Here is a 12115-nt window from a genome sequence, read left to right as displayed (position 1 = left end):
CCCCGACCCGGGGCGCGACGGCCGGTGCCGTCGCCGGACCGTTCGCGGCCGGGTCGTCGCACGCGCCCCCGCCTTCTCCGGCGCCCGCGCCCGTGCGCGCCGCCGTGCCCGGCTCCGCCCTTGACCAGCCAGCTCGTCCCCCGGTCCCGCGGGGCCCGGCCACCGGGCGCGGACTCGTCCGCGGGCGGCGGAAAACGAGTAGGGCACATGGGGCGGAAACCGGCGCAAGTCGGTAAAGAGGACAGGGGGGCCGAATGTGAGGAAGTTCTCCGGCCGCTTCGGCACGACCCATTCCGGCCGCCGGTGCGGCCATTTCCCGCTGTGGCGGGGCACAGGGTGTCCGACTACCGTGCCCGCGGAAACTCCGCGTGAATCCTTTACGCTGATGCGGCGGCGCGCTCCAGGCCCGAGCAGTGCCCGGAGCGCGTTCCGGTCCCAGCCCGCGGTCCCGTGGTCAGTTCTCGGAACAGGTTGTAAGGATGCCCAAACTCTCTCTCGTCGTCCCCGTGTACAAGGTGCAGGGCTATCTGCCCGAGTGCCTTGACTCCATACTCGGACAGGACTGCACGGACTTCGAGATCATCGCGGTCGACGACTGCTCGCCCGACGGTTCAGGGGCCATTCTCGACGAGTACGCGAAACGCGACGACCGGATTCATGTGATTCACCTCACGGAAAACGTGGGGCTGGGACGCGCACGCAACGCCGGACTGGAAAAGGCCACCGGCGATTACGTGTTGTTCCTGGACAGTGACGACACGTTGTCGGACGGCGCCCTGGCGGCCATTCGGGACCGAATCGACGCCGCGGGCGATCCCGAGATCCTGATCTTCGACTACGCGCGTACCTACTGGGACGGCCGCGTCCGCCCGAACCTGCGGGCCGACCTGCTCAAGGAGGAGGGTCCGGCCACCTTCTCCCTCGCCGAGCGCCCCCAACTGCTCGACCTGCTCCAGATCGTGTGGAACAAGGCCTACCGGCGCGACTTCGTCACCCGGACCGGCCTCACCTTCCCGCCCGGCTACTACGAGGACGCCCCCTGGACGTTCTGCTCGCTGATCAGCACCGAGCGGATCGCCGTCCTGGACCGGGTCTGCGTGTACTACCGGCAGCGGCGCGAGGGCGGCAACATCCTCAAGACGGTCAGCCGCAAGCACTTCGACGTCTTCGACCAGTACCAGCGGGTCTTCGACTACCTCGACGCGCACGAGGAACTCGCCGAGTGGCGCGCCCCGTTGTTCCGCAAGATGGTCGACCACTACCTGACCGTCCTGGAGCGCCCGGGCCGCCTGCCGCAGGACGCGCGCGCCGAGTTCTTCCACCGGGCGTCGGCCGACTACCGCGCCCGCGTGCCGAAGGGCTTCACCCGCCCGGGCGGCGGCCGCGGCCACAAGTACGGCATGCTCGAGCGCGACGCCTACACGACCATGGTCAGCGCCCTGGCGGCGGTGAAGCTGCGCCAGCGGGTCAGGACCCGCACCCGCACCGCCCTCAACCGCTCCAAGCGCGGCGCGATGGGCGCCTTCTACCAGTCGCAGCTCCGGCTGCCGCTGGACGACGACCTCGTGCTGTTCTCCGCCTACTGGAACCGCAGCGTCTCCTGCAACCCCGCCGCCATCGACGCCGAACTGGCCCGGCTGGCCCCGCACATGCGCCGGGTCTGGGCGGTCCGCGCGGAGAACGCGGGCCGGGTGCCCAAGGGGGTGGAGGTCGTCCGCGTCGGCTCACGCGAGTACTGGTCGGCCGTGGCCCGCGCCAAGTACCTCGTGAACAACGTGAACTTCGCGGACTCCGTGGTCAAGCGCCAGGGCCAGATCCACCTGCAGACCCACCACGGCACGCCGCTGAAGACGATGGGCCTGGACCAGCAGAAGTACCCGGCCTCCACCGACATGGACTTCGAGAAGCTCTTGGAGCGGTGCGACCGCTGGGACTACAGCATCAGCGCCAACCAGTTCTCGACCGTGATCTGGGAGCGGGTCTACCCCTGCTCCTACACCACGCTGGAGACCGGCTACCCGCGCAACGACGTGCTCGCGAACGCCACGGCGGAGGACGTGCGCGCGGCCCGCGCCGCGCTCGGCCTGGCCGACGGCGCCAAGGCCTTCCTGTACATGCCGACGCACCGCGAGTACCAGCCGGGCTTCACCCCGCCCCTCGACCTGGGCAGGTTCGCCCGCGAACTCGGGCCCGACGTGACCCTGCTGGTGCGCGGCCACTACTTCTACGGCAGCTCCCCGCACGTCGACGAGCTGCGCCGCACCGGCCGCGTCGTCGACGTCTCCGGGCACGCCCGGGTGGAGGAGCTGTATCTCGCGGCCGACGCCCTGATCACGGACTACTCCTCGGCGATGTTCGACTACGCCGTCCTGGACCGCCCGATCATCAGCTACGTCCCCGACTGGGACGTCTACTCCGCGGTGCGCGGCACCTACTTCGACCTGCTCCAGGAACCGCCCGGCGCGGTGGCCACCACGCAGGCGGAGCTGCTGAAGCTGCTTTCCTCCGGCGCGTACGACGGCCCGGAGACGACGGAGCGCCGGGACACCTTCCGCCGGCGTTTCTGTGAATTCGACGACGGACACGCAGCCGAACGGGTCGTGCGACGCGTCTTCCTCGGTGAAGAGAGCCTGCCGCCCATCGTCCCCTTCGACGAACGCCACCACGCCCCTACCCCCGCCCAGGCGCTCGAACTGGTCGAGCGGGCCTGACCCCGAAAGGAGACCCACCAAGCCATGGCCCCTCGGCTCAGTGTCATCGTCCCCATCTACGACGTGGAGCGTTACCTCCCCGCCTGTCTGGACTCGCTCGCGGCACAGACCTTCCGTGACTTCGAGGTCCTGATGGTGGACGACGGTTCACCCGACGGCTCCGCCGCCATCGCCGAGGAGTACGCCTCCCGCGACCCGCGCTTCAAGCTCATCCGCAAGGAGAACGGCGGTCTCGGCGCCGCCCGCAACACGGGCATGACCCACCTGGCGCCCGAGTCCGAGTTCCTGACCTTCGTCGACAGCGACGACCTGATCCCGCCGGACGCCTACCGGCTCATGGTCGGCAGCCTCGACGAGAGCGACTCGGACTTCGCGACCGGCAACGTCTACCACCTCAAGGGCGAGAAGTCCTGGCAGGTGCCGCTGATGCGGATGCTGGCCGGCGAGGCCCGGCTGGGCACCCACATATCCCGCTACGCCAAGCTCGTCGCCGACCGCATCGCCTGCAACAAGGTCTTCCGCCGCACCTTCTGGGAGAAGCACGGCTTCGCCTTCCCCGAGGGCCGGCTGTACGAGGACACCCCGGTCACCATGCGGGCCCACTACCTGGCCGAGAGCGTCGACGTCATCTCGGAGCCCTGCTACTACTGGCGGCTGCGCGAGGGCGAGTCCGCCCCGTCGATCACGCAGCGGCGCACCGACCCGGCGGGCGTGCGCGACCGCGTCACCTCCGTGATGGAGATCAGCGCCTTCCTCGCCGAGCAGCCGGGCGAGACCTACGCCCGCCTCAAGCGCGAGTACGACACCCGTGTCCTCCGCGACGACCTGCGGCTCTTCCTCAACGTGGTGCCGGACGGCGACGAGGAGTACCGCGCGGAGTTCCTGCGTTCGGCCAACCGCTTCCTCGACAGCATCGACCCCAAGGTCGTCATGGACCTCCCGGCCGAGCTGCGCGTGCAGTGGCTGCTGGTGCGCAAGCACCAGATGGAGGAGCTGATCGCCCTGCTGGCCGGCCAGCGCCGCAAGGAGACCCCCGAGGTCAGCGGCCTGGTGCGCAAGTACGCCTCGTTCCCCTCCCTGGAGGGCGCGGACCTGCACCTGCCCAAGGGCGCGCTCCGCATCGACCAGCACCTGAACATGCGGGCCCCGTTGCAGGAGGTGAGCTGGTCCGGCGGCAAGCTGGTGCTGTCCGGCAACGCCTGGATCGACAAGATCGACCTGCCGACGCGCAAGGCCTCGGTCAAGGTGCTCCAGCTGCGCAAGGACCGCTCCCGCCGCCGCATCCTGCTGCCGGCCCGCAACCTGTCCCGCCCCGAGGTCACCACCGACTCCGGCCAGGACCGCTACAACTACGAGTGGGCCGGCTGGGAGGTCACCATCGACCCCGCCCGGCTCCGCAAGGGCGGCGAGTGGCAGGAGGCCGTGTGGCACGTGGGCCTGGGCATCTTCGCCTCCGGCCTGGTGCGGCGCCACGCGGTCCACTCCAGCGGCGGCGCGTCCTGCAACTTCCCGCCGTACCACTGGCTGAGCCCGGACTTCCGGATGCTGCCCGCCGTGGAGCGCGGGGCGCTGAAGCTGCGGATCGAGAAGGTCCGCGCCCTGATCACCGGCCGTGCCCTGGACGGCGACCGGATCAAGGTCACCGGTGAGATCCGCGAGCCCCTCGCGGCGGACGAGCAGGTGGTCCTGCGGGTCAAGAACCAGAAGGGCGCCGAGACCCTCGACTACCCGGTCACCGTGGAGCGCACGGGCGGCCGGCAGGCCTTCTCGGTCGAGGTGCCGGTCGCCGACGTGGCGCTGGTCTTCCACGAGGGCGTCGACGAGAAGGCGCAGCCGGAGAAGCGGACCTGGTCCACGGTGCTGGTCGCGACCGACGCCCACGGCAAGGAGCGCCGCTTCGGCACCGTGATGCAGGAGGGGCTGTCCGACGCCGAGTTCGCGCTGCCCACCTCCCTCGGCACCCAGTCGCACCTGGTGGAGCTGGCCGTCGTGGCGGGCCACACCGGCTTCCTGAAGTTCTCCGGCCGCACCCGCCGCGCCGTGATCGACTCGGCCGCGGTGCGCGACGGCGCGATCGTCCTCACCGGCCACGCCGACCCGCGGCTGTCCGGCTCCCGCTTCCTGCTCAAGCCGCGCAACCGCTACGAGGAGCGCTTCGTCGAGACCCGGTGGCTCGACGGCGGACGCTTCGAGGTCTCCTTCGACCCCTCGCGCCTCGGCGGCAAGGGCGACCTGCCGCTGCGTGCCGGGCGCTGGAACCTGTTCCTGCGGCCCGACGAGGAGGGCGTGCCCGACGTCGCCTTCGTGACCGACCGGCTGGCCTCGGACTCGTTCCCCGTCCAGGCGGAACTCGGCGGCCGCCGCTACTGGCTGGAGAACCGCTGGGGCGACTTCCCGCAGCTCAACGCCCGTTCCGAGCTGAGCGACCTCGAGCGCGGCCCGTACCGCCAGAAGGAGCTGCGGCAGACGGTGTACGAGCCGCTGTTCCAGCAGCCGCTCAAGGACCAGGTCTTCTACCTGAGCTACAACGGCAAGCAGTTCTCGGACAGCCCGCGCGCGATGTACGAGGAGCTGGTGCGGCGAGGCTCGGACCTGAAGCACCTGTGGGCGGTCCGTGACGGCCAGGTCAACCTGCCGGACGGGATCGAGAAGGTCCGCATGTGGGGCAAGGAGTGGTACGAGGCGCTGGCCTCCAGCCGCTACATCGTCACCAACGCCCACCTTCCCGACTGGATCGTGCGCCGCCCGGGCCAGTCGATCGTGCAGACCTGGCACGGCACGATGCTGAAGAAGATCGGGCACGACATCGACACCCTGCACTTCGACCGGCGCTACCAGGAGAAGCTGGCGCTGGAGGCCAAGCAGTGGAGCCTGCTGGTGTCCTCCAACCGCTTCAGCACGCCGATCCTGAAGCGGGCGTTCTCCTACGACGGTGAGATCCAGGAGGCGGGCTACCCCCGCAACGACTACCTGTACTCCGCCGACCGGGACGCGATCACGGCGCGGGTGAAGAAGGCGCTCGGCCTGCCCGACGGCAAGAAGGTCGTCCTGTACGCGCCGACCTGGCGCGACGACCAGTCGCACAGCGCCGGACAGTACCTGTTCGACCTGCGCATCGACCTCGAGGACGCCCAGCGGCGCCTCGGCGACGACCACGTGCTGCTGATCCGCCGCCACTCCAACGTGGTGGACGCGGTGCCGGGCGCGGGCAACGGCTTCGTGTGGGACGCCTCGGAGTACCCCGACATCGTCGACCTGTACATCGCGGCGGACATCATGATCACGGACTACTCGTCGGTGATGTTCGACTACGCGCACCTGAAGCGGCCGATGCTGTTCTTCACGTACGACCTGGAGCACTACCGGGACACGCTGCGCGGGTTCTACTTCGACTTCGAGCAGGACTCCCCCGGCCCGCTGATCGACAACTCCAAGGAGCTGGTCGACGCGATCCGGGACATCGACCGGGTGCAGGAGAAGTACCAGGAGCGGTTCGACCGCTTCCACCACCTCTTCTGCGACCTGGACGACGGCAACGCGTCCGCGCGGGTCCTCGACCGGATGATCGAGCAGGCCCGGGAGGGCTGAGCCGCCGCAGCGAAGGCGAACGGGGCGGGGCCCGGAGGATCACCTTCCTCCGGGCCCCGCCCCTTTTTGCGTCCGCTCCGACCACGGCGTCCGCGGCCGGCGTCAGAGCCGTACGGTCTTCACCGAGAGCTGGCACGCGGCCGTGAAGTAGGGCCGCAGCTCGGTGCGCCGGCGGGTGGGCGGCAGCGGGGCGGGCGTCTGGCCCATCGCCCGGCGGGACTTGCGCACCGCGCGGGTCAGCACGGTCGGCGGGGAGCCGACGGGCTCGCTGAGCACCGGGCGGGGGAAGGTGAACACGTTGATCGGCTGGAGCACGTCGGTGCCCAGCTTGGCCAGCGGCACCCGGGGCGCGTCGGCCGCGGTGCGCAGCGACAGGTCCCAGATGACTTCCTTCTCGTCGTCGTCGGTGTGTTCCCGCACCAGGGTGGCGCAGTCGACGTCGACGGCGACCCAGCCGTCGCCCTCGTCGCGCAGCGGGAAGGTCAGCACCCGCTCCTTGTCCCGCCGGTGCACGGCCTCCACGACGGCGCCCGCGGCGGGCCGCGCGCCCCACAGCTCGGCGCGTACGGCGATGGTCCGGTCGTCGACCGCGACCGGTCCGACCTCGGCGTGCACCTCGCGCAGCGCGCTGCGCAGCCGCAGCCCGCCGTCCTCGTGCAGGTGCGGCAGCATCAGCGCCAGGGACGGCCCCTGTACGCGCGGCAGCGGTACGGCGAGCAGGTCCCGGGTGTCGCAGCCGTAGCCGTCGGTGGTGAGCGCCACCTCGCGCTCGCCCTCCCGGGTGGCCAGGGCCAGCTCCCAGGTACCGTTCGGCACCCCGGCGTCCCAGGGCACGACGGCCTCGCCCGCGGCGGAGAACGGGAAGCGGTGCTCCGCGGCGCCGGCGGCGCCCTTGCGCAGGACGAGGTCGGCCTGCCCGGCGCTCGGCGGCAGCGCTCCCACGGCGACGTGGACCGAGCCCTCCCGGTCGACCCGGGCGGTGGCGCGGCGGGGCAGCTCCTTGCGGGCGAAGGCCTCCTCGAGGATGCCCTCGAAGCGCTCGCGGCTGGCCCGCTCGTGGAAGTTCTCGGCGTTGCGGATGCCGGCGGCGCCCATCTTCAGGCGCAGTTCGTCGTCCTGGACCAGGCGCCGGATCGCGTCGGCCATCGCCTCCACGTCGCCGCGCGGGACGATCAGCCCGTCCTCGCCGTCGGTGAGGACGTTGCGCGGCCCGTGGTCGGCGTCGGTGGCGACGACGGGCAGTCCGGCGGCCATCGCCTCGACCAGGACGTTGCCGAACGCCTCCCGCTTGGAGGGCAGCACGAAGATCGATGCCTTGCCGAACTCCGGGGTGACGGGCGAGGTCTGACCCATCAGCAGGATGCTGTTGGACAGCCCCAGTTCCTCGATGCGGGTCCGCAGCTTCTTCTTCTCGGCGCCGTGGCCGTAGATGCGCAGGGTCCACTCCGGAGCGACGGCGTGGACCTTGGCGAAGGCCTCGATCAGCAGGGCGTGGTTCTTGTTGTCGGTCAGGTGACCGGCGGAGACGACCACCTTGTTGGTGCCGCTGGAGCGGATCGTGGAGGCGGGCACGCAGTTGGGCATCACCGCCAGGCGGTTGCGCACCGCAGGCACCTGCCGGGCGAGCGCGGCGACCTCCTCCGGGGTGAGCGCGGTGAGGGCGTCCAGGTGGCGGTAGGCCGGGAAGAGGCGCTGCTTGATGTCCGTGGCGTAGATGGCGGGCATCGAGTGCTCCTGGGTGACCTTCAGGTAGTCACCGGGCGCCTGCGCCAGCATGATCGTGTTGCGCGGGCTGGAGCTGACGACCACGTCGGCGTCGGTGGTGTCGAGGTACTCCAGGAGCCGCAGCTCCGCGAGCCGGCTCACCACCGGCGTCTTGGCACCGGCGTTGAGCGGGTAGATCAGCGGGAACTTGTCGGACAGCGGATCGTCCACGTCGGACACCGGGGAGTGCGGCCGCATGTCGGTGAGCGCCCGGACCCTCACCCGCGGGTCCAGCGGGAAGTACGACTCGTCGCGCACCTTGCGCAGCGCCACGATCTCGACGTCGTGGCGCTCGGCCAGGGCCCCGGCGAGGTTCTGCGTGGCGCTGACCACGCCCCCCATGTGGCACAGATCCCGAACGAGGAATGCGATCTTCACTTTTCGGCTTCTCTCTGCTCCCGGAGGCGGCTGGTCACCGCCGTCCCCCCCACCCCTGGCCACACGTGCGGCCACATACTCCTCACAAAGTACACACGGGCGCTCGACTGCGGGTCACGAGCCCGACACACCTGTGTAACCCTGTGAACAGCAAGATGCCGCCCGCGGGACCGGGGTTCCACGGGCGGCTGTGCGCGTCGTCACCGTCCGGCCGGACGGCGCCGCGCGGGGCTGTCGCAGAGGCGTCAGAACGGCTCGAAGCCGTCGAACTCCTGCTGGGCCTCGTCCCGTTCGGCCTCGCGGTCGCGGCGGCGCTGCGCGGCGGGGCGGGGCGCCTCGAAGCGGTGGTCCTCGCCGCGGCGCCCGAGCATCTCGGCACCGGCGGTGACCGAGGGCTCCCAGTCGAAGACGACCGCGTTGTCCTCGGGGCCGATGGCGACGCCGTCGCCGTTGCGGGCGCCCGCCTTCATCAGCTTGTCCTCGACACCGAGGCGGTTGAGCCGGTCGGAGAGGTAGCCGACGGCCTCGTCGTTGTTGAAGTCGGTCTGGCGCACCCAGCGCTCGGGCTTCTCGCCGCGCACGCGGAACAGGCCGTCCTCCTCGCGGGTGACGGTGAAGCCGGCGTCGTCCACGGCCTTGGGCCGGATGACGATGCGCGTGGCCTCCTCCTTCGGGCGGGCGGCACGCGCCGTGGCGACCAGTTCGGCCAGCGCGAAGGACAGCTCCCTGAGGCCCATGTGGGCCACGGCCGACACCTCGAAGACCCGGTAGCCGCGCGCCTCCAGGTCGGGGCGGACCATCTCGGCGAGGTCCTTGCCGTCGGGCACGTCGATCTTGTTGAGGACGACGATCCGGGGCCGGTTGTCCAGGCCGCCGTACTCGCGCAGCTCCGCCTCGATGATGTCCAGGTCGGAGAGCGGGTCGCGCTCGGACTCCAGTGTCGCCGTGTCCAGGACGTGCACCAGCACGCTGCACCGCTCCACGTGCCGCAGGAACTCCAGGCCGAGGCCCTTGCCCTGGCTGGCGCCGGGGATGAGGCCGGGGACGTCGGCGACGGTGTACACGGTCTCGCCGGCCGTCACCACGCCCAGGTTGGGGACGAGCGTCGTGAAGGGGTAGTCGGCGATCTTCGGCTTGGCCGCGCTCAGCACGGAGATCAGCGAGGACTTGCCGGCGCTCGGGTAGCCGACCAGCGCCACGTCGGCGACGGTCTTCAGCTCCAGGTGGATGTCCTGGAGGTCGCCGGGCTCGCCGAGCAGCGCGAAACCGGGGGCCTTGCGGCGCGCGGAGGCCAGCGCCGCGTTGCCGAGGCCGCCCCGGCCGCCCTGTGCGGCGACGTAGGAGGTGCCGTGGCCGACCAGGTCGGCGAGCACGTTGCCCGCGCCGTCGAGGACGACGGTGCCGTCGGGCACGGGCAGGACCAGGTCCTGGCCGTCCTTGCCGGAGCGGTTGCCGCCCTCGCCGGGCTTGCCGTTGGTGGCCTTGCGGTGCGGGGAGTGGTGGTAGTCGAGGAGCGTGGTCACCGACTGGTCCACGGTGAGGATCACGTCGCCGCCCCGGCCGCCGTTGCCGCCGTCCGGGCCGCCGAGCGGCTTGAACTTCTCACGGTGGACGGAGGCACAGCCGTGGCCTCCGTTACCCGCGGCGACGTGCAGTTCGACGCGGTCCACGAAGGTGGTCATGGGATGTGCCTCCAGTTACTGCCTACTGCGGGAATGTCTCTTGGGTAACACGCGAAAGGCGGACCCACTTCCCGTGGGGGAAGTGAGGCCCGCCTCGCGAAAGTGTCCGGTCAGGCGACCGGGACGATGTTCACGACCTTGCGGCCGCGGTGGGTGCCGAACTGCACCGCACCGGCCTCCAGGGCGAACAGCGTGTCGTCGCCACCGCGGCCGACACCGGCGCCCGGGTGGAAGTGGGTGCCACGCTGGCGGACCAGGATCTCACCCGCGTTGACGGCCTGACCGCCGAAGCGCTTCACGCCGAGCCGCTGGGCATTCGAGTCGCGACCGTTCCGGGTGGACGATGCGCCCTTCTTGTGTGCCATGTCTCCTCAGTCCCTTACTTCGCAGCCGCGGGGATCTCAGTGACCTTGATCGCCGTGTACTGCTGGCGGTGGCCCTGACGACGGCGGTAGCCGGTCTTGTTCTTGTAGCGCAGAATGTCGATCTTCTGGCCCTTGTGGTGGTCCACGACCTCGGCCTGGACCTTGATGCCGGCCAGCACCCACGGGTCACTGGTCACAGCGTCGCCGTCGACGACGAGCAGGGTCGAGAGCTCGACCGTGTCGCCGACCTGGGCGGTGGAAATCTTGTCAACCTCAACGATGTCGCCGACAGCAACCTTGTGCTGGCGACCACCGCTGCGCACGATGGCGTACACGCGGATCTCACTCTCTCGCTATGGAACGGCACCCCCGCAGTCCAGCCACCCGGTGACACACGGACGGCCTCTCCCGAACGGGGCCCGCGAGGGCGCACACCCGGAAGGAAAGAGGTTTACGGGGATGTGACGCGTCAGTCGACACGCCGACGGTCAAGATTACGGGCCCGCACGACAGGGGTCAAACCGGGCCCCGCGCTTCAGCCGGAGACCGCCGCGACGTACTCGGCGTACGCCTCCCCCGCCCGCGCGGGCGACAGGTCGAGGTGCTCCAGCACCGTGTACCGGCCGGGCCGGGTCCGCGGCGCGAACTGCACGGCCCGCACGAACTCCTCGTCGCCGAACCCGATCTCCCGGGCCACCACGGGCAGCCCGTGCCGGCGCAGGGTGTCCGCCATCAGCAGGGAGCCCTCCCGGTCGCCGCGCAGATACGTCGCGAAGGCCGCGCCGATGCCCACCTGCTCCCCGTGGCTGGCCGCGCGCCCGGGGTACAGCAGGTCGAGGGCGTGGCTGATCTCGTGGCAGGCGCCGGACGAGGGGCGGGTGTGCCCGGCGATGGTCATGGCGATGCCGGACAGCACCAGGCCCTCGGTGAGCACGGTCAGGAACCCGTCGTCGCCGCAGCCGCCGGGGTGGCGGAGCACGGCCTCACCGGCCTGCCGGGCGAGGGCGGCGGCGAGTCCGTCGACCTTCTCACCGTTCACCCGGTGGGCCAGCTCCCAGTCGGCCACCGCGGAGACGTTGGAGACGGCGTCGCCGATCCCGGAGCGCACGAACCGGATCGGCGCCTCGCGGATCACCGCCAGGTCGACGACGAGCGCGATGGGCGTCGGCACGCCGTACGAACCGCGGCCCGCGTCGTTGTCGAGGATCGAGACCGGCGAGCAGATGCCGTCGTGGGACAGGTTGGTGGCCACCGCGACCATGGGCAGGCCCACGCGGGCCGCGGCGAACTTGGCGCAGTCGATGACCTTGCCGCCGCCGAGGCCGACGACCGCGTCGTAGCGCCCCGACTTCATGCCGTCGGCGAGGCGCACCGCGTCGTCGATGGTGCCGCCGCCGACCTCGAACCAGTCGGCGCCGGGCAGGGACGGCTCGAGGCGCCTGCGCAGCCGGGCCCCCGAGCCGTCGCTGATCGCCACGGCCAGCATCCCGGACTGCGAGATCCGCTGGTCCGCGAGGACGCTCGCCAGGTCGTCCAGGGCACCCGGCCGGACGTCCACGACGAGCGGCGAGGGGATGAGCCTGGTCAGTACCGGCACGCGGTCTCCTCTCCTCGCCGGGGACACCCG

The 12115-nt window shown here is 70.9% G+C and carries 7 protein-coding genes; 2 read left to right on the top strand and 5 right to left on the bottom strand.

Annotation, left to right across the window (positions count from 1 at the left end):
• The first annotated feature begins 479 nt into the window (after positions 1 to 479).
• Together Sco07f_RS02100 and Sco07f_RS02095 are read left to right on the top strand one after the other, a co-directional pair.
• Complete coding sequence (locus tag Sco07f_RS02100) at positions 480 to 2711, top strand: bifunctional glycosyltransferase/CDP-glycerol:glycerophosphate glycerophosphotransferase (protein WP_108986763.1); 2232 nt, start codon at positions 480 to 482, stop codon at positions 2709 to 2711.
• 24 nt (positions 2712 to 2735) lie between these two features.
• Positions 2736 to 6299 (top strand): bifunctional glycosyltransferase/CDP-glycerol:glycerophosphate glycerophosphotransferase, encoded by a 3564-nt coding sequence (locus tag Sco07f_RS02095; protein WP_087790969.1) that lies wholly within the window; start codon positions 2736 to 2738, stop codon positions 6297 to 6299.
• Positions 6300 to 6401: 102 nt separating this feature from the next.
• On the opposite strand, the gene Sco07f_RS02090 is transcribed toward Sco07f_RS02095, so the two are convergent.
• The 5 genes from Sco07f_RS02090 to Sco07f_RS02070 form a co-directional block, all read right to left on the bottom strand.
• Positions 6402 to 8441 carry a glycosyltransferase family 4 protein gene (locus tag Sco07f_RS02090; protein ID WP_244941973.1) on the bottom strand — a complete coding sequence of 680 codons (2040 nt, stop codon included), beginning with the start codon at positions 8439 to 8441 and terminating at the stop codon, positions 6402 to 6404.
• 245 nt (positions 8442 to 8686) lie between these two features.
• Positions 8687 to 10123, bottom strand: a complete 1437-nt coding sequence (obgE, locus tag Sco07f_RS02085; protein WP_087790967.1) for a GTPase ObgE — start codon at positions 10121 to 10123, stop codon at positions 8687 to 8689.
• A 110-nt stretch (positions 10124 to 10233) separates the two neighbouring features.
• On the bottom strand, positions 10234 to 10488 hold the full coding sequence (rpmA, locus tag Sco07f_RS02080) for a 50S ribosomal protein L27 (protein WP_007449530.1): 255 nt from the start codon (positions 10486 to 10488) through the stop codon (positions 10234 to 10236).
• A 14-nt stretch (positions 10489 to 10502) separates the two neighbouring features.
• Entirely contained in the window at positions 10503 to 10823 is a 321-nt protein-coding gene (gene rplU / locus Sco07f_RS02075) for a 50S ribosomal protein L21 (protein ID WP_007449531.1), read from the bottom strand.
• 200 nt (positions 10824 to 11023) lie between these two features.
• The gene (locus tag Sco07f_RS02070; protein ID WP_007449532.1) at positions 11024 to 12085 is read right to left on the bottom strand and encodes an iron-containing alcohol dehydrogenase family protein; all 1062 of its coding nucleotides are present in this window, start codon (positions 12083 to 12085) and stop codon (positions 11024 to 11026) included.
• Positions 12086 to 12115 lie beyond the last annotated feature (30 nt).

The organism is Streptomyces coelicoflavus (genome assembly GCF_003112555.1).
In the GTDB taxonomy this organism is placed as follows: domain Bacteria; phylum Actinomycetota; class Actinomycetes; order Streptomycetales; family Streptomycetaceae; genus Streptomyces; species Streptomyces coelicoflavus.
This window is presented reverse-complemented; position numbering and strand designations above follow the sequence as displayed.